Origin of the sequence: Longispora albida DSM 44784, assembly GCF_000379825.1 — a bacterium.
GTDB classification, from domain to species: Bacteria; Actinomycetota; Actinomycetes; order Mycobacteriales; family Micromonosporaceae; genus Longispora; species Longispora albida.
Genome location: NZ_KB903813.1, coordinates 659,777 through 683,838 on the forward strand (window position 1 = coordinate 659,777; position 24,062 = coordinate 683,838).

General features: G+C 70.4%; 22 protein-coding genes. 17 read left to right on the forward strand and 5 right to left on the reverse strand.

Annotated features, from left to right (window positions below):
• Positions 1-2 precede the first annotated feature (2 nt).
• Positions 3-1,079 (forward strand): mannose-1-phosphate guanylyltransferase, encoded by a 1,077-nt coding sequence (locus tag A3G1_RS0103215; RefSeq protein ID WP_018348024.1) that lies wholly within the window; start codon positions 3-5, stop codon positions 1,077-1,079.
• On the opposite strand, the gene A3G1_RS0103220 is transcribed toward A3G1_RS0103215, so the two are convergent.
• On the reverse strand, positions 1,048-1,341 hold the full coding sequence (locus tag A3G1_RS0103220) for a hypothetical protein (RefSeq protein WP_018348025.1): 294 nt from the start codon (positions 1,339-1,341) through the stop codon (positions 1,048-1,050). The two genes, A3G1_RS0103215 and A3G1_RS0103220, sit on opposite strands and share 32 nt — an antisense overlap.
• A gap of 292 nt (positions 1,342-1,633) precedes the next feature.
• Here A3G1_RS0103220 and A3G1_RS0103225 point away from each other — a divergent pair, with 292 nt between their 5' ends.
• A complete protein-coding gene (locus tag A3G1_RS0103225) occupies positions 1,634-2,209 on the forward strand; it encodes a Uma2 family endonuclease (RefSeq protein ID WP_026211764.1) in 576 nt (191 codons plus the stop codon).
• 8 nt (positions 2,210-2,217) lie between these two features.
• Here A3G1_RS0103225 and A3G1_RS0103230 read toward each other — a convergent pair whose 3' ends face one another.
• Genes A3G1_RS0103230 through cofD form a run of 3 tightly spaced genes read right to left on the reverse strand, consistent with a single transcriptional unit; the run spans position 2,218 to position 4,936 of the window.
• Positions 2,218-2,739 carry an NUDIX hydrolase gene (locus tag A3G1_RS0103230; RefSeq protein ID WP_018348027.1) on the reverse strand — a complete coding sequence of 174 codons (522 nt, stop codon included), beginning with the start codon at positions 2,737-2,739 and terminating at the stop codon, positions 2,218-2,220.
• A complete protein-coding gene (locus A3G1_RS0103235) occupies positions 2,736-4,034 on the reverse strand; it encodes a coenzyme F420-0:L-glutamate ligase (protein ID WP_018348028.1) in 1,299 nt (432 codons plus the stop codon). The genes A3G1_RS0103230 and A3G1_RS0103235 overlap by 4 nt, the downstream gene beginning before the upstream one ends.
• Positions 4,028-4,936, reverse strand: coding sequence for a 2-phospho-L-lactate transferase (gene cofD / locus A3G1_RS0103240; protein ID WP_211216203.1), 909 nt, complete (start codon positions 4,934-4,936; stop codon positions 4,028-4,030). Before cofD ends, A3G1_RS0103235 begins: the two co-directional genes overlap by 7 nt.
• Before the next feature lie 81 nt (positions 4,937-5,017).
• On the opposite strand from cofD, the gene A3G1_RS0103245 reads away from it, so the two are divergent.
• The 3 genes from A3G1_RS0103245 (at position 5,018) to A3G1_RS0103255 (ending at position 9,356) form a co-directional block, all read left to right on the forward strand.
• Complete coding sequence (locus tag A3G1_RS0103245; RefSeq protein WP_018348030.1) at positions 5,018-6,103, forward strand: hypothetical protein; 1,086 nt, start codon at positions 5,018-5,020, stop codon at positions 6,101-6,103.
• A gap of 179 nt (positions 6,104-6,282) precedes the next feature.
• Positions 6,283-8,748: a bifunctional FO biosynthesis protein CofGH gene (locus tag A3G1_RS0103250; protein WP_026211767.1), complete on the forward strand. Its 2,466-nt coding sequence runs from the start codon at positions 6,283-6,285 to the stop codon at positions 8,746-8,748.
• 350 nt (positions 8,749-9,098) lie between these two features.
• A complete protein-coding gene (locus tag A3G1_RS0103255) occupies positions 9,099-9,356 on the forward strand; it encodes a WhiB family transcriptional regulator (RefSeq protein WP_026211768.1) in 258 nt (85 codons plus the stop codon).
• Between the two features lie 4 nt (positions 9,357-9,360).
• Here the strand turns inward: A3G1_RS0103255 and A3G1_RS0103260 are convergent, their stop codons facing one another.
• The gene (locus tag A3G1_RS0103260) at positions 9,361-9,726 is read right to left on the reverse strand and encodes a metallopeptidase family protein (protein WP_018348033.1); all 366 of its coding nucleotides are present in this window, start codon (positions 9,724-9,726) and stop codon (positions 9,361-9,363) included.
• A 280-nt stretch (positions 9,727-10,006) separates the two neighbouring features.
• On the opposite strand from A3G1_RS0103260, the gene A3G1_RS0103265 reads away from it, so the two are divergent.
• The 12 genes from A3G1_RS0103265 to A3G1_RS0103320 all read left to right on the forward strand — a co-directional run bounded on the left by A3G1_RS0103265 (position 10,007) and on the right by A3G1_RS0103320 (position 23,982).
• Positions 10,007-10,378 carry a DUF3499 domain-containing protein gene (locus tag A3G1_RS0103265; RefSeq protein WP_026211770.1) on the forward strand — a complete coding sequence of 124 codons (372 nt, stop codon included), beginning with the start codon at positions 10,007-10,009 and terminating at the stop codon, positions 10,376-10,378.
• 217 nt (positions 10,379-10,595) lie between these two features.
• Entirely contained in the window at positions 10,596-12,866 is a 2,271-nt protein-coding gene (locus A3G1_RS0103270) for a hypothetical protein (protein ID WP_026211771.1), read from the forward strand.
• Positions 12,867-12,932: 66 nt separating this feature from the next.
• On the forward strand, positions 12,933-13,589 hold the full coding sequence (locus A3G1_RS32905) for a GNAT family N-acetyltransferase (protein WP_018348036.1): 657 nt from the start codon (positions 12,933-12,935) through the stop codon (positions 13,587-13,589).
• Between the two features lie 20 nt (positions 13,590-13,609).
• Positions 13,610-15,007 (forward strand): aldehyde dehydrogenase family protein, encoded by a 1,398-nt coding sequence (locus A3G1_RS0103280; protein ID WP_018348037.1) that lies wholly within the window; start codon positions 13,610-13,612, stop codon positions 15,005-15,007.
• Between the two features lie 66 nt (positions 15,008-15,073).
• The gene (locus A3G1_RS0103285) at positions 15,074-16,450 is read left to right on the forward strand and encodes a phosphomannomutase/phosphoglucomutase (RefSeq protein WP_040477536.1); all 1,377 of its coding nucleotides are present in this window, start codon (positions 15,074-15,076) and stop codon (positions 16,448-16,450) included.
• Between the two features lie 53 nt (positions 16,451-16,503).
• Entirely contained in the window at positions 16,504-16,698 is a 195-nt protein-coding gene (locus tag A3G1_RS0103290; RefSeq protein WP_018348039.1) for a Trm112 family protein, read from the forward strand.
• Positions 16,695-17,891, forward strand: a complete 1,197-nt coding sequence (locus A3G1_RS0103295) for an SIS domain-containing protein (protein ID WP_018348040.1) — start codon at positions 16,695-16,697, stop codon at positions 17,889-17,891. Before A3G1_RS0103290 ends, A3G1_RS0103295 begins: the two co-directional genes overlap by 4 nt.
• Positions 17,892-17,925: 34 nt before the next feature.
• The gene (locus A3G1_RS0103300; RefSeq protein WP_018348041.1) at positions 17,926-18,855 is read left to right on the forward strand and encodes a cation diffusion facilitator family transporter; all 930 of its coding nucleotides are present in this window, start codon (positions 17,926-17,928) and stop codon (positions 18,853-18,855) included.
• 12 nt (positions 18,856-18,867) lie between these two features.
• A complete protein-coding gene (gene manA / locus A3G1_RS0103305; RefSeq protein WP_026211773.1) occupies positions 18,868-19,956 on the forward strand; it encodes a mannose-6-phosphate isomerase, class I in 1,089 nt (362 codons plus the stop codon).
• A gap of 524 nt (positions 19,957-20,480) precedes the next feature.
• A complete protein-coding gene (locus tag A3G1_RS38050) occupies positions 20,481-21,017 on the forward strand; it encodes an NUDIX domain-containing protein (RefSeq protein ID WP_018348043.1) in 537 nt (178 codons plus the stop codon).
• Positions 21,018-21,057: 40 nt separating this feature from the next.
• The gene (gene ahcY / locus A3G1_RS0103315; RefSeq protein ID WP_018348044.1) at positions 21,058-22,503 is read left to right on the forward strand and encodes an adenosylhomocysteinase; all 1,446 of its coding nucleotides are present in this window, start codon (positions 21,058-21,060) and stop codon (positions 22,501-22,503) included.
• Between the two features lie 108 nt (positions 22,504-22,611).
• Positions 22,612-23,982 (forward strand): CBM96 family carbohydrate-binding protein, encoded by a 1,371-nt coding sequence (locus tag A3G1_RS0103320; RefSeq protein WP_018348045.1) that lies wholly within the window; start codon positions 22,612-22,614, stop codon positions 23,980-23,982.
• Positions 23,983-24,062 lie beyond the last annotated feature (80 nt).

Sequence of the window (24,062 nt, forward strand, 5' to 3'; positions counted from 1 at the left end):
AGATGGTGTACTCGGTGATCCTGGCCGGCGGTGCTGGCACCCGGCTGTGGCCGCTGTCCCGTGCTGGCCACCCGAAGTTCCTGCACGCCCTGACCGGTACCGACCGCTCGCTGCTCCAGGCGACCGTCGACCGGTCGGCTCCGCTCGCCCCGATGAGCCGGACCTACGTCGTGACCGGTGCCTCGCACGCCGTGCTGGTCGCCCGGCAGCTGCCTGCCGTCCCGGAGGGCAACATCCTGGTCGAGCCCTCGCCCCGGGACTCCTGCGCCGCGGTGGGCCTCGCGGCGGCCGTGATCGCCCAGCGCGATCCGTCGGCCGTGATGGCCGTCTTCTCCGCCGACCACCTGATCAAGGACGAGGACAAGTTCCGGTCGGTCGTGCAGGCCGCGGTGCACAGCGCCGAGCAGGGGTACCTGGTCACGATCGGCATCACCCCGACCCGCCCGGAGCCGGCGTTCGGCCACCTCAAGGTCGGGCCGGCCATCGGCGGCAAGGCCAGCATGGTCGAGGAGTTCAAGGAGAAGCCGCCGTACGACGTGGCTGTCGCGTACACCGACTCCGGCGAGTACCTGTGGAACGCCGGGATGTTCGTCTTCCGGGCCGCCGACTTCCTCGCCGAGCTGGCCAGGCAGAAGCCGGCCCTGCACGAGGGCCTGAGCCGGATCGCCGAGGTGTGGGACGAGCCGGCCCGCGACGACACGTTCGCCGGGCTGTGGCCGCAGCTCGAGAAGATCTCGATCGACTACGCCGTGATGGAGGGTGCGGCCGCAGCTGGCCGGGTCGCCACCGTGCCCGGCGACTTCGGCTGGAGCGACGTCGGCGACTTCCACTCGCTCGCCGAGTCCCTGCCCTGCGACGAGAACGGGAATCTCCAGCTCGGCGGCGAGGTCGTCACCCGCGATGTCCGTAACTCCGTCCTCGTGCCGGCCGGCGGGCGGCTGATCGCCGTGATCGGCGCGGAGAACATGGTGGTCGTGGACACCGCGGATGCCGTGCTCGTCTGCCCGCGTGACCGTACCCAGGAGGTCAAGCAGCTCGTCGACGAGCTCAAGGAGCGGGGCAGCGGCCAATACGTGTGACCCAGCCAGCTCCGCCCCGGCTGAGCAGGTAGTCGCGGGCCGGGTCCAGGGGCAGGCCGCCGGTCAGCCGGTAGGTGTGCCCCGGCTCCGACCAGCCGCCCCCGGTGACCGTCCAGCTCGTCCCGTCGTGGCGGAGGACATAGGTCTCGCCGGGGACCATCCAGTACGTGCAGAGCCCGTCGCCTTCGTCGGCGCCCTCGTCGTGCAGGCACAAGCCGGTGATCGCGTGCAGTCCGTCGGCTTCGTGCGTCGTGAGAATCATGCGTGCCCTCCCAGTAGCCGCCTTGCTGTCAGGGAGACGACTGTCGGGTTTCTGCATGACACGATTTTTCGCGGCGTATTGCTCCTTGATCGTCGATCTAGCGGCTATGCGGGCCAAAAAGAGCTACTTTCGCGCTAGAAACGGCGATCATGGGGCTAACACGCTTTCTGGGGCCTGTGTCCGGACCGCGTAGCATCGGCATCGGCGTCATCCGCCGCTGCGCACCCAGACAGCGTCCGGTTCTCCTCTAGCCTTGTCGCACCGGCAACTCACCAGCAAAGGCAGAGATCCCATGTCAGGTTCAACGGCAGTGCCCTGGTGGCACAGGCATCCGCCTGGTGAGTGGTTCGCGGAGTATCTGAGGGACCTTCCGCCTGGGCGCGTCGACCTGATCGACGGAGTTGTCTACGTGACCCCTCAGAACGAGTGGCATTCCACCCTGAACCGGCTGCTGCTCAACGCGCTGTCAGCCCTCTGCCCAGAGGACCTGCACGTCACGCACGAGAAGAGCCTGGCCATCGGCCCCAAGACCCGGCCGGAGCCCGACCTGATCGTCACCCGGGTGGAGCCGTTCATCGCCGATCCTGACCGCTCCGTCGTCATGCCCTCCGACGTGCTGCTCGCGGTGGAGACGGTTTCGCCGGAGTCCGAGGACCGGGATCGCGCGACGAAGAAGGCGCTGTATGCCCAGGTCGGCATCCCGCACATGTGGCTCGTCGAGCGCGGGGAGGACCGCCGCCCGTTCGTCCGCGTGCTGACCCTGTCAGAGGGTGCCTACCGGGAGGCGGGCGTGTTCACCGATCAGCTCACCGTGCCACTCCCGTTCCCGATCACAGTGGACCTGGCGGCGATCACACCCCGCTTCTAGGACAGGCCCTAGCCCTCGAGATCCCTGGCTTTCCGGATCGCCGGTTCCACCAGGCATTCGGTCGAGCTGGTCAGCGGGGTGGGCAGTGCGTCCACCGGGAACCAGGCGAGCTGGTCCGACTCGTCGCTGCACACCGCGACCGCGCCGGGCGGGGCGATCACGGCGTAGCGGATGTCGTGGTGGTAGGAGCCGCCCTGGCAGCTGACCGGGTGGATGTCCCAGTGGATCGGGCCGGGCAGGAGCCGCAGGCCCTCGATGCCGCTCTCCTCGGTGGCCTCGCGGAGTGCGGCCCCGGCGAGCGTACGGTCACCGGGTTCGCAGTGGCCGCCGAGCTGGCACCAGGTCTTGAACTTGCCGTGCAGGCACAGCAGTACCTGGCTCAGGTCGTGGGACAGGATCAGCGCTGAGGCGGTGACGTGACCCGGTACGTGCTCGCGGGTCAGGGCGACCGGCCCGGCTTCGAGCAGCTCCAGCGTCTCCTTCGCCTCCAGGGCGCGGTAGGCGTCGAGGGCGTCTTCGTAGAGGCTCATCGGGTCACCAGGTATTCCTCGGGGTCGCGGGCCGGGCGGGGGCTGGCGGCCTCCGCCGGGTATCCGATCGCGACGGAGCCCATCGGGTGCCAGTCAGCCGGCAGGTCCAGCACGGTGCGGACGACGTCGGCGCAGAACATCGTCGAGGATACCCAGCACGAGCCGAGGCCCTGCGCGGCGAGGCTGATCAGCAGGCTCTGCACGCCGGCGCCCATCGCGACGTGGAACATGGTCCGCTCGGCGTCGGACCGGCGCGCGTCGGGGTAGGTGTGCGCGGCGTCCATGACCAGGCAGGGCACGACCAGCTCGGGGGCTTCCCAGAGCAGGTCGCCGCGCCGCAGCCGGCGTTCGATCTGCTCCGGCGTGAAGCCGTCGCCCGCCAGGTCGGCGGCCCAGGCCTCACGCATCGCGGTCAGCAGGGCCTGGCGCCGCTCACTGACCAGCACGTAACGCCAGGGTGTGGAGTGGTGCGGGGCCGGCGCGGTCAGTGCGTCACTCACCGCCTGCCGGATCAGGTCGTGCGGCACCGGCTCTTCTTTTCTGAAGGTACGGTGTGAGCGCCGGGCAGTCACTGCCGAGCGCTGTGCCTCCCCGGTACCGAGGCGGAACAGGTCGTGTTCGGCGTCCCTGACCAGCACCTCGGTGACGCCAGGCCCGTCGGTGTATGACAGTCCTCTGACGACGGCCACCGGTACCTGGTCGACCTTGCCCTTGACCAGCTCGGCGGCTGCGGCCAGCTCGTCGGCGACCGCCATCTGGGTCACGTGCAGCTCGTTGCCGTACGCGTCGGTCTCGCCCCGGTGGTCGCGGAGCGGGTGGATGCCGGCCGAGCCGATCGCGAAGTCGGCCAGCCCGTTGCGCCACGGCCGCCCCATCGTGTCCGTGACGACCACGGCGACGTCCAGCCCGCGCTTCGCCAGGCCGGCCCGGAGGGCGCGGGCTGAGGCGTCCGGGTCCTGCGGCAGCAGTACCATCGTCGATCTGTCCACGTTGGACTCGTCGATGCCGGCGTTGTTCATCACGAAGCCGTGGTGCGTCTGCACGATCTTGATCTTGGCGCGCCGGGCGACCATCCGGGCCGTCTCCGCGGCCAGGATCTCGGCCTTGATCGCCTCGCGCTCGGGGCCGTCCAGTGGCACCTGGACGAGCCGCCCCTCGGCCTTGCTGACAATCTTGCTGGTCACGACGAGGATGTCCCCGTCCGCCAGCCAGGGGGCCGCGTCACCGATGAGCGCGGCGAGGTCGGCGTCCGGTGTGACGTCACCGATCCCTGTGACTGGCAGGATCTCTAGCATCGGACCGCAGCCTCCACCATCGCGACCGTCGCGGCCTCGTCCGTCATCCACAGGGGAGCGTTGACCACCTTCACGCCCTCGATCGAGGCGGTGTCGCCCGAGTCGATCAGCCAGGCCGTCAGGAAGTCCGCGTAGAGCCCGCCGACCGCCTCCGCCGTGACCGGCACACCCAGCACGGCGAGGCACTTGTCGGCCATGCCGCGTACCGGGCTGCCGCCGATGATGGGGGAGATGCCGACGACCCGCCGGCCGCGCAGGGCCTCACGAATCCCCGGTACCGCCAGGATCGGGGCAATCGACACGACTGGGTTGGACGGTGCGACCAGGATCACATCGGCACTCGCCAGGGCATCGAGTACACCGGGGGCCGGCCTGGCCTCCGCGGCACCTGTGAACACGAAGCTCTCGGTCGGGATCTCGGCGCGGTGCCGGATCCACCACTCCTGGAAATGCACGGCCTGACCTGAGCAGATGGCATGCGTCTCGACCCGCTGGTCGGTCGCGGGGAGCATGGTGACGCCGGGCTGCCAGCGCTCGTTCAGCCGGGCGGTGACGGCCGACAGCGGCACGCCGGCCGTGAGCATCCTGGTCCGGACGAGGTGCGTGGCGATGTCCTTGTCACCGAGGCCGAACCAGTCGGGACCCGCGCCGTACGCCGCCAGCTCCTCCTTGACCCGCCAGCTCTCGCCGGCCCGGCCCCAGCCGCGTTCGGTGTCGTTGCCGCCACCCAGCGTGTACATGATGGAGTCGAGATCGGGGCAGATCCGCAGGCCGTGCATGGTCACGTCGTCGCCGACATTGACGATCGCGGTTACCTCCGCGTCGTGGGCCGCAGCCCAGGCACGCACCCCGAGCAGGAACCTCGCCCCGCCGATCCCCCCAGCCAATACCGCAATCCGCATGGTAGGCATCCTTGCGTACCGGCTATCGCCCCTGGCGCGGGCCTACTAGGCTCGGCGGCAGCAAACTCTGGAGGAGGCGCTGTGTCCACCCCGACCGCAGCCGAAGAGAAGTCGGCAGCAGAAGTCACCAAGCCCTACCGGCAGATCGCAGCTCTCGTGCTGCTCGCGGTCGCTGGCCTACACCTCTTGCTGGGCGTCTTCGGGCTCCTGGTCGTCACGGAAGGCTGGGCGGACACCTTCACCAGCCGGGCGTTCAGCGGCTTCGGTGACTTCGTGTCGCTGCTGGTCATCGCGCTGCCGTTCGTGGCCGTGCTGATCGCCACGCACGTCAAGCCCGTCACAGAGAACGCGAAGGTCGTCACGCTCGTCGCCCTGATCGAGTACGCGGTGGCGCTGCTGTTCGGCCTGATCACCCTGGTGCTCGGCACGATCCACGCGCTCGACGTCTCCGGGTCGTACAGCGAGGTCACCGGGACCACGGTGGGCGACACGCTCTCGGTGATCTACCAGGTCTTCGGCCGGCTCGCGTCGCTGGCGCTGCTCGGGTTCGCGGCGTTCCTCGTGTTCCGGGTGTACTCCGGCGTGTACGTGGTGCCGAAGCCCGCCGCTCCGGCCCAGGCCCAGTACCCGGGCTACGCCCAGCAGTATGCGCAGCCGCAGCAGGGCGGCTACGCCCCGCAGCAGCCGTACGGCCAGCCGCAGCAGCAGGGTTACCAGCAGCAGGCCGCCCCGGCCCAGCAGCAGGCCCTGCAGCAGCCCTACGGCCAGCCGCAGCAGCCGGGCTACGGTGCCCAGCAGCCGTACGGCCAGCCGCAGCAGGCCCAGCAGCCGCAGCCGGGCCAGTACGGCCAGTCCACGCAGATCTTCACCCCGCAGGGCCAGCCACAGGCCCCGCAGACCCCGCCGGCCGGCAGCTCGCCGTTCGCCAGCTACGCGGCGCCCACCTCGGCCCCGCCGAGCCCGTCGTCGGCCCCGCCGGCCCAGCAGGGCTACAACCCGCAGCAGCCGCCGACCTCGGCCTGGCCAGCGGCCCCGGCCCAGCCGGACCCGCAGGCCACGCCGCCCGGCGGCGTGTTCAACCCGCAGCAGCCGGAGCAGCACACCCAGCTGCTCCCGCCGGGCCAGAGCCCCCAGAACCCCCAGGGCGGCCAGCACCACCAGCAGTAGGTTGTGCCGACCCGCTGAGAACGAATCCGGACTGCGCGAAACGGCTTCCCACGTACAACACCGGTACGAGGGAAGCCGTTTCGCTTGCCAGATCCGCCCCCAGCGGGCCACCTCGCCTTAGACCAAGATCAAACCCAAGATTCTGGGCCTTCTTTACTCGGGAGTAAGGTGGCGGGGTGATGAGTGACGGGATGCGGCGGGCGCTGCGCCGGGTCCGGGACGGCCGGGCCATCGATCAGGCAGAGGCCGCCGTGCTGCTGGGGGCCCGTGGCGAGGCGCTGGGGGAGCTGCTGGCAGCCGCCGGACAGGTCCGCGACGCCGGGCTGCTCGCGGCCGGGCGGCCGGGTGTCGTCACGTACTCGAAGAAGGTCTTCATCCCGTTGACCCGGCTCTGCCGGGACCGCTGTCACTACTGCACGTTCGCCACGGTGCCGCACCGGCTGCCCGCCCCGTTCCTGGAGAAGGACGAGGTGCTGGCCATCGCCCGGTCGGGCGCCGCGCTGGGCTGCAAGGAAGCGCTCTTCACGCTGGGCGACCGGCCGGAGGACCGCTGGGATGCCGCCAGGGTCTGGCTGGACGAGCGCGGGTACGACTCGACGATCGACTACGTCCGGGCCTGCGCCATCGCGGTACTGGAAGAGACTGGTCTCCTGCCGCACCTCAACCCCGGCGTGCTCTCCTGGGCTGATCTGCAGCGGCTGAAGCCCGTGGCGCCCAGCATGGGCATGATGCTGGAAACCACGGCGACGCGGCTGTGGTCGGAGCCCGGTGGCCCGCACTACGGTTCGCCGGACAAGGAGCCCGCCGTGCGGCTGCGGGTGCTGGAGGACGCTGGCCGGGTCGGGGTCCCGTTCACGACCGGCATCCTGATCGGCATCGGCGAGGATCTGGCGGAGCGGGCCGAGTCGCTGTTCGCCATCCGCCGGATCGCGCGCGAGTACGGGCACATCCAGGAAGTCATCGTGCAGAACTTCCGCGCCAAGCCCGACACGGCGATGCGCGGCATGCCGGACGCCGAGGCGGAGGAGCTGGCGGCCGCCGTGGCCGTCGCCCGGCTCGTGCTCGGCCCGCAGGCGCGCATCCAGGCCCCGCCGAACCTGATCGGTGACGAGTTCTCCCTGCTGCTCGCGGCCGGGATCGACGACTGGGGTGGCGTCTCGCCGCTCACGCCGGACCACGTGAACCCTGAGCGGCCCTGGCCACACCTCGACGAGCTGGCCGCCCGGTCGGCCGACGCCGGTTTCACGCTCACCGAGCGGCTCACGATCTACCCGCCGTACATCAGGGAGGGGTGGCTCGACCCGCGCCTCGGCGGGCACGTGGCCGCGCTCGCCCTCCCGAGTGGCCTCGCGGACCCGGAGGCGTACCCGGCGGGGCTCGCCTGGCAGGAGCCGGACGGCGGCTGGGAGTCGGCGGGCCGGACCGACCTGCACTCCGCTGTGGACACCGAGGGCCGGACGGGTGACCGCCGTTCCGACTTCGACGACGTGTACGGGGACTGGGCGACCGTGGCTGCCCACGCCGGTGGCGAGCTGTCGGCCGGCGGGGACCTGCGGAAGGCGCTGGATCTGGCCGGTACCGACCCGGCGGCGCTGCTCGACCACGACGACCTGGCTCTCGCGCTGTTCACGGCTGACGGGCCGGCGCTCGACGAGCTGTGCCGGATCGCCGACGACGTCCGGCGGGACACGGTCGGCGACGACGTCACGTACGTGATCAACCGCAACATCAACTTCTCGAACGTCTGCTACGTCGGCTGCCGGTTCTGCGCCTTCGCCCAGCGGGAGCGGGACGCCGACGCGTACCGGCTCAGCGTCGCCGAGGTCGCCGAGCGGGCGCTGGAGGCGAAGCTCGACGGCGCGACCGAGGTCTGTCTCCAGGGCGGGATCGACCCCAAGCTGCCGAACTCGGTGTACGCGGAGCTGGTCGCCGCGATCAAGGTCAAGGTACCTGGCATGCACGTGCACGCCTTCTCCCCGATGGAGATCGTCACGGCCGCCTCGAAGGCCGGGGTGTCCATCCGGGACTGGCTGGGCTCCCTCAAGGACGCCGGCCTCGACACCATCCCCGGCACGGCAGCCGAGATCCTCGACGACGAGGTCCGCTGGGTCCTCACGAAGGGCAAGTTACCCACCTCGGCGTGGGTAGACGTGGTTTCGACGGCGCACGAGCTGGGCATCCGTAGCTCATGCACCATGATGTACGGCCACGTCGACCACCCCGGCCACTGGCTCGGCCACTTCCGCGTGCTGGCGGGCATCCAGGACCGGACGGGTGGCTTCACCGAGTTCGTCGCGCTGCCTTTCGTGCACGCCAACGCACCCCTGTACCTGGCAGGCATCGCCAGGCCCGGCCCGACGACCCGCGACAACCGTGCCGTGCACGCGATGGCACGCCTGCTCCTGCACGGCCGGATCGCCAACATCCAGTGCTCGTGGGTGAAGCTCGGTGACGAGGGCACGGCGGCCCTGCTGAACGGCGGGTGCAACGACCTCGGCGGGACGCTGATGGAGGAGACGATCAGCCGGATGGCCGGCTCCTCGCACGGCTCGGCGCGTACCGTCGCCCAGTTGCACGGGATCGCCGAGCTGGCCGGGCGCCGGGCTCGTCAGCGGACGACCCTCTACGGGACGCCGGCGGCCTGATCTGCCGGGGTTCCCGGCTGATTTTCCGGGAGCCATTGTGCTCGGCGTGCTCACTGTGCGAAAACTTCCGTATGGCGGGCCGTAACGGATCGGCGGCCGCTTCGTTCATCCCATCGTCCGGGCTGCACTGTGCCCGGAATTGATTCGCCCCTTTTCTGGTACCCCGGAAGTTGGGCCTATTTATCAGGTTCGGCTTGACGACGCACGCATTACACGCGTGTAATTTCTCAGGGGACACTCAATTGTGATCCGGGATAAACGCAGCGAATAGGATCAACTACACAACAGGCCACCCGCGTGGGGGGTACGCACCGGCTGGGACCGGCCGGGGCCGAGAAGGGGGCACGCTGATGGAGGACCAAGAGGTCATGACGGACCTCCTGGGGGACGCACCGGAGTGGCAGGAGCACGCGCTCTGCGCCCAGACCGATCCGGAGGCGTTCTTCCCGGAAAAGGGCGGCTCGACCAGGGAGGCCAAGCGGATCTGCTCGCGCTGCGAGGTCAAGTCCGACTGCCTGGAGTACGCACTGTCGAAGGACGAGCGTTTCGGGATCTGGGGGGGTCTGTCGGAACGCGAGCGCCGCAAGCTCAAGCGCAAGGCGGTATGAGGCTTCAGTTCAGCTCTTCGGGGTCGACGCCCAGCAGATTCGCCAGCTGCTCGATGACCACGTTGCTGATCAGGTCCGCGAGGTCTTCCCGGTCGACGGCCCGGAACTCCAGCGGGCGGCGGTACAGCACGATCCGGGGCGGCACCGGCTGCCGTCCCGGCCGGCCCGGCAGCAGCCGTGCCAGCGGCACCTCGCCGTCCTCCAGGACGTCGGTGTCGTAGACGTTCAGATCCGGCGGCACGTCCTCCACCGCGAACTCGACATTCGCCAGCTCGTCAGCCCAGCGCCGTTCCAGCCCCTCGACGGCGTCCAGGATGAGATCGTCGAAGATGTCCCGCCGGGTCCGGAACAGCGGCACGGAGGCCGGCACCAGGCGGCCCCTCAGGCCTCGGCCCCGCCGATCCCGGTGGTGCCGGGGTGCGCGCGGTGTGCTGTTGGTCGGCGGCGGGCTCGTCACGAGCCCTACACTAGCCGGTCACGCGCAGATCTTGGCGTATCGAGCCGCCGGCGTCACCCGGGCGCCCAATCCATGATCAACTCGGCGGAATCCGGCGCGCCGCTACCCCGTTGCGCGTGAGTGATACCGCCGGGTCGGCGTGTCGTGCCGGTTTGGGGATGACGGGAGCCAGAAGGGGTAGTACCGTGCCGCCGTGAGGTCACCACGGCGTTGCTCCCGTAATGGCTGCCGCAATCAGGCGGTGGCCACGCTGACCTACGTGTACGCCGACTCGACGGCCGTGGTCGGGCCGCTTTCTGGCGTCGCGGAGCCGCACTCCTACGACCTGTGCGAGCAGCATGCCCGGAGCCTCACCGCGCCACGGGGCTGGGATCTGGTCCGGCACGAGGGCGACTTCGAGCTTCCCCCGCCGACCAGCGACGACCTGGTCGCGCTGGCCGAGGCGGTCAGGGAGGCCGGGCGCGGCGAGCAGCAGACCCTCCCGCTTCCCCTGCCGGAGCCCAGTGAGCCTGCGGGCCGTGGCGTCGGCCGCCGAGGGCACCTACGCGTCATCCCCCCTTCTTGACCGTTTGGACCCGGTGTGGACGACGCTGGACTGCGCATGGAGAACGTCCGCATACAACACCGGTATGCGGGCGTTCTCTATGCTTGCCAGCCCCGCCCACACCGGGCCACTTCGGGTTAGATCAAGGGCGAAGAGCTAAGAGCTAAGAGCTAGTTCAACTGCTGTTTGTGCTGCGTACGCCTAGGATTTCATGATCAATTGATCGTGGGCTTGAGTGGTGTTCGTCGATACACTGGCCACTGTGGAGAACGGGTGGCTCGACGCGGTGGAGGCGTATGTCGGTGACACCGGCGACCCTCGGCCCCTGCGGGACTGGCTCGATCGGCACGGGCTCGAGCCGGCCCGGCTCGACCGGATGCCACAGTGGAGCACGATCAAGGCCGAGGCGGTCGGCCGGACCGGCGGCGCCCGGCACACCGACACCCACGTCGACAACTGGGTGGCCAGGGCTGTGCACGCGGCGGCGGCCATCCCAGGCGGCAACGTGGTCCTCACGCTCTACATCGCCGCCGTGTGCGCGGAGGCCCTGGAGCGCAGCTACCACCACGACCGCATCCTCACCGTCATCACGGCCGCCCAGCGCGCTGTCCGGGTCGCCGACGAGATCACGCCGGCCGTGCTGCGCCAGCTCGACTCGCTGCGGTACGAGATCGAGGTCGAGCGGGCGCTGATATGCGCGGCCCCGATGGCGTGCGTCCGGCCGGCCGAGCAGGTGCTCGTGGTCGCCAGGCGGGCCCAGGCCGACGCCACGGCGCTGGCGTCGATCTGCCCCCCGATCGCCAGGTACCTGGGCAGGCTCGCGACCGCGAGGACCGCCTACTACCGGGGCGTCGTCGCCGCTGCCCGCGCCGTGGCCGGCTACGAGGTGAGCGGCCGGGCGGCCCTGCCGAAGCTGCGCCGGGCCATCGAGGTGCTCCGGGAGGCCGAGGGCAGTGACGCCGTGAACCAGACGGCGGACACGAGTGAGCTCCGTGCCCACCGGCGGAGCCTCCAGCGCCTCGCCGACGCGGCCGGGGAGGAGTGGCTGGTCGTCGAGCAGGGCAAGATCGTTTATGTGTACCCGTTCGCGGTGCGCGGCGCGCCCGACGCCCTCGTGGTGCAGGCCGCCCGCCGCCACGGCCGGGGCTGGACGCTGGCCGGGCAGCCCGTGCGGTGGATGCGGGACTTCCTGCCGATCGACGACACCTGGGAGGGCGCGACGCGCAGGCGGTACGACGGCCTGGTCCTGGAGCTACCGGACCTGATCGTCACGACCGCCGACGGCAAGGCCCGCGGCCCGTTCCGCGTGGAGCTGCGCTTCTCGAATCTCGGCAACCACTACCTGCGGGTCGAGACAGCGCTGAACGGTGCCCGGCCCCCGGACCTCTACGAGTACCTGCACCGCGCGGCCCCCGAGCACGGGCTGGAGACGCTCACCGGTGTCGGCGAGCCGGTGAACCTGGCCGGGCACGTCGGCGCCATCCTCCGTCACCTCGGTCAGCGCCTCGTGCTCGCGATCGCCGACGATCCGCAGCTCCGGGACCCGCTGGAGCAGGCCGGCCGCCCGCTGAGCCGGGTCGTGGTCCAGGCCCGCCCCGACCTGTTCCACGTCGTGGTGTCGGTGTGGGACGCCTCGCTGGCCGCGGGGCCGGGTGCGGACGCCCCTCGGGTGAGAGCCGGCGGCGTCGGCGAGCTGCGGCACGCGGTGGGGTGGCCGGTGCTGTGCCACCCGGTACCGGAGGCGACGTACGCCCTCGCCGAATGGTCCCGCTACAGCCCCTCGGCCACCCGGAACGCGCTGCACGGCCTGACACTGGCCAGTGAGCACGTGATGGCGACCCTGAACACGACGGTGCTGGTGATGCTCGGCACGCCCACGTTCATGATCACTCCGCTGGAGACGATGGCGGAGTTCACGGCCTCGCTGGAGGGGCTGATCGGAGCGTGGCGCGGCAGGATCGCCGAGTACCGCAGAAAGCTCGTCGAGGCGATGGACCAGGCCGAACTCGCCGTGGCGACCGGCCGTCAGGACGGGGTGGCCGCGAACCTCCGCGAGATCCAGAACCAGCAGCTCGTCCTGCAGCGGCTGGTCGCCGAGGCCCAGTCCCTCCTCATGCACCTGTTCGGCCCGACCCTGGTCAGCACCGAGGTGCAGCGCGAGATCCTCGACCGGCTGGCCGAGGCGACCGGGGTCAACCGGCTGCGGGCCGACCTGCACGAACAGCTCGACCAGGCCAGCAGCGGCCGGGCGGAGGCCGTGATCGACGCGCTGGCCCGCGTCCACGAGCAGCGGACCCGCGAGGCCGCAGCCCGGCGGGACAACCGGCAGCGGATCGTGGTCGAGGCCTTCGCGTGGGTGTTCGGAGCCGGCAGCCTGAGCGGCGTGATCCAGGTGCTCCAGGACGCGGCCTGGCTCAGCCACGCCGAGTCGGTGCGCTGGTCACTGGGCACACTGGCCCTGGGAGGCGCCGGCTGCGTCCGGGCACTGGTGAGGATGTTCCGGTACTGAAGATCGTGGGACCCCTCATGCTGCTATAGCAGCATGAGGGGTCCCACACCCAGGCAGACTGGGCGGATGGAGATCATCGCCGTGCGCGGGCCTGACCGGCTCATCGACCAGTTCTTCCACGAGGTACTCGCGCCGTCGTTCCCGCCGGACGAGCTGGGCACTGTGGAGGGCCTGAACGACCCGGGACGGCTGGTCCGGCTGGCCGTCGACGCCGGCGGGCAGGTACTGGGCGGCGCGGTGGGGGACTGGGATCCGGACACCCGCGTGCTCCTGCTGTCGTTCCTGGCGATCCGGCCGGGGGTACGGGGCGGCGGGCTCGGCGGAAGGATCCTGGACGACGCGCTGGAGGCCTGGCGGTCCGGGTACGAGCCGTGCGTGATCCTCGCCGAGGTCGAGGACCCGGCCGTCCACAGTGGGAACGAGTCCCACGGCAACCCGGAGGCGCGGCTGCGCTTCTACCGGCGCCGGGGCGCGCGGGCGCTCGACCTGCCGTACTTCCAGCCGGCGCTCGGGCCGGGACACAGCCGGGTACCGGGGCTGCTGCTCATGGTCCTGCACAGCGCGCCGGAGTTCCACACGTCGCCGGATGCCATCGCGGCCGGTCCGCTCCGGTCCTTTCTGGAGAGTTACCAGCTGGAGGAAGAGGGGCAGATCGGTACCGACCCGGACTCCCTGGCCCTGTGGGCGGCCCTGGAACGACCGGGCGGCGTACCGCTGCGCTAGCCCCGGGGGAGAATGGAACCGTGGACGCCTACTGCTTCGTGGCTGGCCGGCGGGCCGTCACCGCCGGAACCCTGGACGTGTTCAGCCCCGGGGACGGAAGGCTCGTCGGCCGCGCCGGCGTACCAGATGAGGATCAGGTCGAAGCGGCGGTGGCTGCCGCTGCGGCGGTGGCCGACGAATATGCCGCCCTGCCCGCCCACGCGCGTGCCGCAGCGCTCGATCACGTCTCGCGGCGGCTCGCTGAGCGGGCCGAGGAGGTCGCCGCGCTGATCTCCGCCGAGAACGGCAAACCGATCAAGTGGGCACGGGTCGAGACAAGTCGCGCGATTTCCACCTTCCGGTGGGCCGCCGAGGAGGCGCGCCGGTTCGGCGGGGAGTTCCAGCGGCTCGACACCGATCCGAACGCGACCGGCAGGGCCGCGCTGATCCGGCGCTTCCCGCGCGGCCCCGTGCTGGGCATCGCGCCCTTCAACTTCCCGCTGAACCTGGTCGCGCACAAGGTCGCGCCCGCCCTGGCTGTCGGCGCGCCGATCATTGTCAAGCCAGCCCCGGCCACCCCGCTGTCCGCGCTGCTGCTCGGCGGCATCCTCGCGGAGACCGAGCTGCCCGAAGGCGCCTGGTCTGTGCTCCCTGTCCCGAACGACCGGATGGAGCCGCTGGTCGCCGACCTCCGGCTGCCGGTCGTGTCCTTCACCGGTTCCGTGCCGGTGGGCTGGTCGATCGCCGAGGCGGTGCCGCGCAAGCACGTGACGCTGGAGCTGGGCGGCAACGCCGCGGCCGTCGTCTGTCCCGACTGGACCGACCTGGAGTTCGCCGCGCAGCGGATCGCGCTGTTCAGCAACTACCAGGCCGGTCAGTCCTGCATCGCCGTCCAGCGCGTGCTGGTCGCCAGATCGGTCTTCGACGATTTCGTACCCCTGCTCAAGGCGGAGATCGCCGCCCTGGACCTCGCCGAGGACGTCGGCCCGGTCATCAACGACGCCGCGGCGGAGCGGATCAGCGGCTGGGTCGCGAAGTCCGGCGGCGAGATCCTGGCCGGCGGCGGGCGGGACGGCAGGCTCGTCGAGCCGACCGTGATCGCCAACCCGGACCCGGCGGCGGAGGTCCTCACCGAGGAGGTTTTCGGGCCGGTGCTCACCGTGCAGGCCTTCGACACCGTGGACGAGGCGTTCGGCATGGTCAACGACTCGGCCTTCGGGCTCCAGGCCGGCGTGTTCACCCGTGACCTGCCGACGGCCTTCGCCGCGCACCGCGCCCTGCGGGTCGGCGGCGTGATCGTCGGAGACGTGCCGAGCTTCCGCGCCGACCAGATGCCCTACGGCGGGCAGAAGGCCTCCGGCACGGGACGGGAGGGGGTGCGCAGCGCGATGGAGGACTACACGGAGCAGCGCGTCCTTGTCCTGGGTGCCCTCGGGTAGGCTGCCCATTCGGTGTAATTCCCGCTGACCCTGAAATTCTCGCTGACCCTGATGGGAGCACTCGCGGTGTCGGATCTGGCCAGCATCGTCAAGGCGTACGACGTCCGGGGGACCGTACCCGACCAGCTCAACCCGGAGGTCGCCCGGGCACTCGGCGCGGCGTTCGTGCAGGTGCTGGCCGCTGACGCCCCGGTGCACCAGATCATCGTCGGGTACGACATGCGCCCGTCGTCGCCCGAGCTGGCCGCGGCCTTCGCGCTCGGCGCCACCGCGCTCGGGGTCGACGTCGTGGACGCCGGCCTGTGTTCCACCGACGAGCTGTACTTCGGCTCCGGCTTCCTCGGCCTGCCGGGGGTCATGCTCACGGCGAGTCACAATCCGGCCCAGTACAACGGGCTGAAGATGTGCCGGTCCGGCGCAAAGCCGATCGGGCAGGACAGCGGGCTCCGGGCGATCCGGGACGCCGCGCAGGCCATCCTGGACAGTGGCGAGTACCCGCAGCTGCACGGCCGCAGCGGCGAGGTCCGCCAGCAGGACCTGCTCGCCGACTACGCCGCCCACCTGCGCAACCTGGTCGACCTGTCGAGGATCCGGCCGCTGAAGGTCGTCGTGGACGCCGGAAACGGCATGGCAGGGCACACCGTCCCCGCCGTGCTGGGCGAGGGCTCCGGCCTGCCGATCGACCTCGTCCCGATGTACTTCGAGCTGGACGGCACGTTCCCCAACCACGAGGCCAACCCGCTGGAGCCCGCCAACCTGGTCGACCTCCAGGCGAAGGTCCGCGAGACCGGTGCCGACATCGGCCTGGCCTTCGACGGCGACGCCGACCGCTGCTTCGTGATCGACGGCTTTGGCGACCCGGTGTCCCCGTCGGCGGTCACCGCGCTGGTCGCCTCCCGCGAGCTGGCCAAGAACCCCGGCGCCACGATCATCCACAACCTGATCACGTCGAAGGCCGTGCCGGAGATCGTCTCGGAACGGGGCGGCATCCCGGTCCGTACCCGGGTCGGGCACTCCTTCATCAAGGAGGAGATGGCCCGCAGCGGTGCCGTCTTCGGCGGCGAGCACTCCGCGCACTACTACTTCCGGAGCTTCTGGGGTGCCGACACCGGCATGCTGGCCGCCATGCACGTCCTCGCGGCGCTCGGCGAGTCCGAGGTGCCGCTGGCCGAGCTGGGCCGGGAGTACGAGCGCTACGTGTCCTCCGGCGAGATCAACTCGACGGTCGCCGACGCGGCCGGCAAGATCGCGCAGCTCGTGTCCGTGTACCACAAGGCGGAGCAGGACACCCTGGACGGACTGACGATCACCTTCGCCGACGGCGCCTGGCTCAACGTCCGCCCCTCGAACACCGAGCCGCTCCTGCGGCTGAACGTCGAAGCACCGACGGCCGAACGGATGGCCGAGGTCCGCGACGAGGCCCTGGCCATCATTCGCGGTTAGTCCCGACCAGGCATCCGCGGTTAGTCCCCGAAAGCAGCTTAAGGAGCCCAGCAATGACGATCGACGCCCAGTTGCTCGAGATCCTCGCCTGCCCGGACACCCACCACGCCCCGCTCAGCCACGACGCGGCCGCCGGGACGCTGACCTGCACCGAGTGCGGCCGGATCTTCCCCATCCGGGACGGCATCCCCGTCCTGCTGCTCGACGAGGCGACCCTGCCCGCCTCCGGTGACGCGGAGCGGTCGTGAACCCGCTCGACGGCACGGCTGGCATCCGCGGCCACCGGCACGTCGACGAGGCGCTGCTGGACGACGCCGAGGCCCTGGCCGCAGCCGACCACAGCGGCATCCTGCGCGCGGTCGCCGGCGCCGGAGCCCAGCTCCGTGAGGTGTCGGCCCTCGCCAACGACGTCGACCTGAGCGGGCTCGCCGAGGAAGGCCGCCCGCGTACCGTCGTGGTGGCCGGAGTCGGCACCGCCGCCCGTACCTGCGACGTGCTGTCCACAGTGGCCGGCCCGCGCTGTCCCGTGCCGATCCTCTCCCACGGTGGCGCGCCCGGCTGGATGAACGCCGCCGACGTCGTGATCGCGGTGTCCGCGTCCGGCCGGAGTCCCGAGGCGCTGGCCGCAGCCGACGCGGCTGCCCGGCGAGGGGCCCGGCTCGTCGCGGTCGGCGCGCCGGACAGCGAGCTCCAGGCTGTCGCGGAGCGGGCCAGGGCACCGTTCATCCCCGTACCGCGCCGTGGCCCCGCGATGGTCAGCCTGTGGGCGCTGACGGTGCCCGTGCTGCTGGCCGGCCGGGCGCTGGGCCTGGTCAGGCTGGCGGAGGCCGACTTCGCCGAGACGGCTGCCCGGCTCGACATGGAGGCCGAGCGCAACCGGCCGAGCGCCGAGTCGTTCACCAATCCGGCCAAGTCGCTCGCGCTGGACCTGGCCAACTCGGTGCCGATCATCTGGGGCTCCTCCGCCCTGGCCACGGCCGGCGCGCGCCGGTTCGCCGACGTGCTGGCCGCCAACGCCAGGTACCCGGCGGTGGCCGACTCGCTGCTGGAGGCCAACCGCGGCCGGGTGGGCCTGCTGGACGGCGTGTTCGGTAACCTGGCCGAGTCGGAAAGGGACATTTTCGCCGACCCGGTCCCGGAGGACACCGACCCGACCCGGCTGCGGATCGTCCTGCTCCGCGACGGCGGGCTCGACACCGAGGACGGCGCCTCCGAGACCCCGGTCATCGACGAGCGCCGGGCCGACGCGGTGGTGGCACTGGCCGAACGGCGTGGCGTGCGGTGTACGGTGCTGACCGCCGAGGGAGGCTCTCCGCTGGAGCGGCTGGCCTCACTGGTCGCGGTGCCGGACTTCGCCTCGATCTACCTCGGTCTCGCACATGGACTCGACCCGCTGGCCGTTCCGGCGGTCTCGGAGATGAAGGAGCTCTCGGCTACATGACCCTCTCGCTGGCCGTACCGGTTGGGAGCAAGGCGTGAGCGCGGAAGGCGGCACCAAGGCCGTCGTCGCCGCGCTCGCGGCCAACCTGGGCATCGCCGTCACCAAGTTCATCGCCTGGGGGCTGACCAGCTCCTCGTCGATGCTCGCCGAGGCGATCCACTCGGTCGCTGACTCCGGCAACCAGGTACTGCTGCTGTTCGGAGGCAAGCGGTCGCAGCGCGCGGCCACCCCTCAGCACCCCTTCGGCTACGGCCGGGAGCGCTACATCTACGCGTTCATCGTGTCGATCGTCCTCTTCAGCGTCGGCGGCCTGTTCGCGCTGTACGAGGCGTACCACAAGTTCCACGAACGTGACGGGATCCACAGCTGGCAGTGGGTGCCGGTGACGGTGCTGTCGGTCGCCATCATCCTGGAGAGCCTGTCGTTCCGGACGGCGATCCTGGAGTCGAACAAGATCCGGGGCAAGGCCTCCTGGAAGGAGTTCGTCCGGCGGGCCCGGGTGCCGGAGCTGCCGGTCATCCTGCTGGAGGACTTCGCGGCCCTGGTCGGCCTGGTCCTGGCGCTGTTCGGCGTGAGCATGACCCTGATCACCGGCGACGGGATCTGGGACGCGATCGGCACCGGGGCGATCGGCCTGCTGCTCGTGGCGGTGGCCGTGGTCCTGGCCGTGGAGACCAAGAGCCTCCTGATCGGCGAGTCGGCGACCGACGAGCACCAGAAGGCGATCGAACAGGCGATCACGGCCGGCGACGAGGTCGAGCGGATCATCCACATGAAGACCCTGCACGTGGGTCCGGAGGAGCTGCTGGTCGCGGTGAAGGTCGGCATCAGGCGCGCCGACTCGGCCGAGCAGATCGCCGCGGGGATCAACGCCGTGGAGGCCAGGATCCGGGCGGCGGTACCCATCGCCCGCGCGATCTACATCGAACCGGACATCTATTCGGCCACCCCCGGGAAGGCATAGACGCACATGACCGTGGAACGGCTCACCGGGGTGATCCGCCCCTACGCATGGGGTTCGCGTACGGCGCTGGCCAGGCTCCAGCGCCGCTCCTCGCCCAGCCCGGCCGCCGAGGCCGAGCTGTGGCTGGGCGCACATCCCGCTGATCCGTCCACAGTGGAAGCCGGCCCGCTCGACCAGGTGATCGCCGCCGACCCGGCAGTGATCCTTGGCGAGCGGGTGGCCGCCGAGTTCGGCTCGCGGCTGCCGTTCCTGCTCAAGGTCCTCGCGGCCGAGGAGCCGCTGTCCCTCCAGGCGCACCCGGACGCGGCCCGCGCCGCGGCCCAGTTCGCCGCGGGCAACGTGAACTACGTCGACGACCAGCACAAGCCGGAGCTGCTCGTCGCGCTCGACGAGTTCGAGACGCTGTGCGGCTTCCGCGACCCCCGGGTGACGGCGGAGCTGCTGGCCGGCGTCCCCGTACTCGCGCCGGTCGTCACGGCGCTGCGCGCGGGTGACCTGCGCGGCGCGCTCACCCTGATCTTCGGCTTCCCGGCCGGGACGGTGGACGAGGTGCTGCGTGGCGGGCTGGCCGAGCCGCAGCAGAGCCTGGCCGCCGACCTGGCCAAGCGGTACCCGGGTGACCGGGGCATGCTGGTCGCCCTCCTGCTCAACCACGTGACCCTGGCCAGGGGCGAGGCGATCTTCATGCCCGCCGGCAACCTGCACTGCTACCTGCGCGGCGTCGGCGTCGAGATCCTGGCCGCCAGCGACAACACCCTGCGCGGCGGGCTGACCCCGAAGCGGGTGGACGTCCCGGAACTGCTCGAGGTGCTCAACTACGAGCCGCTGCTCGACCCGATGGTCCGGCCGGTGACGCTCGCGCCGGGCGTGCGGGCCTGGGAGCTGCCGGTGCGGGAGTTCGCCCTGAGCCACGCCCAGGTCGACGGCACGGACGTCCAGCTGCCCGGCTCCGGGCCGCGCATCCTGCTGTGCGTGGCGGGCGAGGTGACGGCGGGCGGCCTGCTCCTGCGTTCCGGTGAGGCGGCCTTCGCCCCGGCCGGCACGGGTCCTGTCACGGTCACCGGTCAGGGCGAGCTCTTCCAGGGCGCGGTCGCCCCGTAACCAGCGCTCGCAGCGCTTTCCCGGGTCGCTAACGACCTGATCATCATCATGAAACGGACTTTTTCAGGACAGTGCTTGACGCCGCTCCGTGCTGGGTGTGATTATTCAAGTACGCACCGTCACGACTGAGGGGTTCGGGACGTGCGGGGAAATCAAACCGGGGGGAAGTGCGGAGCGGCTGGTACGCCAGCCGCTCCGCACATTCCTTTGGTGTGCCGACCCGCTGAGAGCGACGATGCGCGCGTTGCCCAGAACCCGGCATACAACACCGGTATGCCGGAACCTGGGCGCCTTCGCATCCTCGCTCTCAGCGGGCCACCTCGCGTTAGATCAAGAGCCAGATCAAGAGCCAGATCAAGAGCCAGGGCAAGATCAAGAGCTGGATTTTGTACCTGTGCCGGAGTGCGACACGCCCAGCGGGCGGGAGTGGTTCGCCGGCGCGTCGGGGTTGTGGCCGGGGATGTGGTCCGAAAGGGCACGCGGGGCTTGCGGCATCGCAGCGCTCAGCGAGCTACGGTTCACCCGTGCGTGATGGCTTCTGGATCGAGCCCGGCGTGCCGCTGCCCGATCTCCGGCAGGGTACGGCGCGGCCGTTGCTGGTCGGAGTGGTGGCAGTCTCGGCTGGCCGGGCTTTCTTGCAGCGCAGGCTTGCCGATCATCCGGCGTTCCCTGGCGCGCTCGACGTGATCACTGGTTTCCCGCATCCGGGCGAGTCGATGGTCGGGGCCATCGCCCGGCTGGTCGCGGAGGAGACCGGCTGGCAGATCCGCCGGGTGGTGTCCTGCGCCGGTTTCACCACGTGGAAGACCCCGGCTGGTGAGCTGGTGGAGACGGAGTACGCGGTGGAGGTGGCCGGTTCGCTCAAGCAGCCCCGGTCGGACTGGCCCGTGCGGGACTACTTCACCTGGGCCGGCGACGGTGAGCTGGACGTCTTCGCGGACCTCGGCGAACGCGGGGCATACCTCCGGAATGTGGCGGACCGGGCTTTGCGGGACGTAGCCAACGCCCCGGACCGTCCGATCCCCTTCCCGGGCGAACCGCTCAACCACAGCTACCGGTAGGCTGGGTCTCCTGCGTAGCCGCGCGAACGAGGAGAATCCGATGACGCTCGCCCCGGGTGACCACAAGGTCGCCGATCTGTCCCTGGCCGCCTTCGGCCGCAAGGAGATCCAGCTCGCCGAGCACGAGATGCCCGGCCTGATGGCCATCCGCAGCGAGTACGCAGCTTCCCAGCCGCTGGCTGGTGCCCGGATCGCTGGTTCGCTGCACATGACGGTGCAGACCGCAGTGCTGATCGAGACCCTGGTGGCGCTCGGTGCCGACGTCCGCTGGGTGAGCTGCAACATCTTCTCCACCCAGGACCACGCCGCCGCCGCCGTCGTGGTCGGCCCGGAGGGCACCGCAGACGCCCCGGCCGGCGTTCCCGTGTTCGCCTGGAAGGGCGAGACGCTGGAGGAGTACTGGTGGTGCACCGAGCGGCTCTTCGAGTTCGCCGGCGGCCAGGGCCCGAACATGATCCTCGACGACGGTGGCGACGCCACGCTGCTCGTCCACAAGGGCGTCGAGTTCGAGGCGGCCGGCGCGGTGCCGGCCACCGCTGACAGCGACTCCGAGGAGTACCGGGTCATCCTCGACGTGCTGCGGCGGACGCTCGCGAGCGACCCGAAGAAGTGGACGACGATCGCGGCCGCGATCAAGGGCGTGACCGAGGAGACCACCACCGGCGTCCACCGGCTGTACGAGATGCAGAAGACCGGCTCGCTGCTCTTCCCGGCGATCAACGTCAACGACTCGGTGACCAAGTCGAAGTTCGACAACAAGTACGGCTGCCGCCACTCGCTGATCGACGGGCTGAACCGGGCGACCGACGTGCTGATCGGCGGCAAGGTCGCCGTCGTCTGCGGGTACGGCGACGTGGGCAAGGGCTGCGCCGAGTCGCTGCGCGGCCAGGGCGCCCGGGTCATCGTGACCGAGGTCGACCCGATCTGCGCGCTCCAGGCCGCGATGGACGGCTTCCAGGTCACCGTGCTGGAGGACGTCGTCGAGACCGCCGACATCTTCATCACCACGACCGGCTGCTTCGACGTGATCACCGCCGAGCACATGACGAGGATGAAGCACCAGGCGATCGTCGGCAACATCGGCCACTTCGACAACGAGATCGACATGGCCGGCCTGGCCAAGGTGCCGGGCGTCGTCAAGGACGAGGTCAAGCCGCAGGTGCACACCTGGACCTTCACGGACGGCAAGAAGATCATCGTGCTGTCCGAGGGCCGGCTGCTCAACCTGGGCAACGCGACCGGGCACCCGAGCTTCGTCATGTCCAACTCCTTCGCGAACCAGACGATCGCGCAGATCGAGCTGTTCACGAAGACCGACGAGTACCCGATCGGGGTCTACACCCTGTCGAAGCAGCTCGACGAGAAGGTCGCCCGGCTGCACCTGGCCGCGCTCGGCGTGAAGCTGACCGAGCTGACCAAGCCGCAGGCCGAGTACCTGGGCGTGCCGGTCGAGGGCCCGTACAAGCCGGAGCACTACCGGTACTAGGCGTTCTGTGAAGGCGGGCCATCCTCTGACGTGGAGGGTGGCCCGTTTTCATCTGCCTTTCGCGGGAAACGCCTGATAGGAGCCGATGGGAGTCATAGCCTGACGGCTATGCGTAGAACCCTCCTCGGTACCGTCGCGGTGGTGGCACTGGCCGCCGCCGGCCTGGCGGTCGCGGAGCTGCCCGCAGCGGCCGCGACGGCCACGTTCACCTCTTCCGCCGACACGTACGTGTCCAACGACGCCCCGGCCGCCAACTACGGCACGGCCGGGCAGCTGAGCGTGGACAACTCGCCGGTCCGGCGGGTGTTCGTCAAGTTCTCGGTGTCCGGCCTGACCCAGCCGGTGACCGGGGCCAGGCTCCGCATCCACGTGGACGACATCAGCAACGGTGGCTCCGGCACCGGCGGCACCTTCAAGGCCATGACGAACACGTCCTGGTCGGAGAGTGGCGTGACGTGGAACGCCCAGCCGGCGATCGACGGGGCCACGGTCGGCTCGCTCGGCTCGGTGTCGCGCAACACCTGGTACGAGATCAACGTCGGCTCGGTCGTGCGGGGCAACGGCACGTTCAGCTTCGGCGCGACGTCCGCGAGCACCGACGGCGCTTACTACGACTCGCGGGAGACCGGCGCGACCGCCCCGCAGCTCGTGATCACGACCGGCACGGCACCGGCGCCCGGTGACCCGGTGCTGGTCGGCGCCGGTGACATCGCCACGTGCGGCGGGGCCGGTGACGAGGCGACCGCCGACCTGCTCGACGGCATCCCGGGCACCGTGTTCACGGCTGGCGACAACGTGTACACCAACGGCACGAGCACGGAGTTCAGCAACTGCTACGGCCCGAGCTGGGGCCGGCACAAGGCCAGGACCCGCCCCGCGCCGGGCAACCACGACTACAACACGAGTGGCGCGACCGGGTACTACGGCTACTTCGGAGCGAGCGCCGGCGACCCGTCGAAGGGTTACTACTCCTACAACCTCGGCAACTGGCACATCGTCGTCATCAACTCGAACTGCTCGGCGATCGGCGGCTGCCAGGCCGGCTCGGCTCAGGAGCGATGGCTGCGCGCCGACCTGGCCGCGAGCACCAGGCCGTGTACCGCGGCGATCTGGCATCAGCCACTGTGGACGTCCGGCGCGAGCCACGGCCCGAAAACCGCGATGCGCCCGATCACGCAGGCGCTGTACGACCACAACGCCGACGTGATCCTGACCGGGCACAACCACCAGTACGAGCGCTTCGCCCCGCAGAACCCGGGCGGCCAGCTCGACACGGCCCGGGGCATCCGGAGCTTCGTGGTCGGCACGGGCGGCGCGAGTCACTACGGCTTCGGCACGATCCAGCCCAACAGCGAGGTGCGCAACTCGACCACCTATGGGGTACTCAAGCTGACGCTGCACTCGAACAGCTTCGATTGGGAGTTCGTCCCGGAAGCTGGCCGGACGTTCAGTGATTCCGGCAACACCGCTTGCCATTAAGGCTGCGTAAGGGGGTCGCGCCATAAGGGTGCGACCCCCTTTTCCTGTCCCGGAGCCGGGGGCTAAGGTGTGGCTGCCCT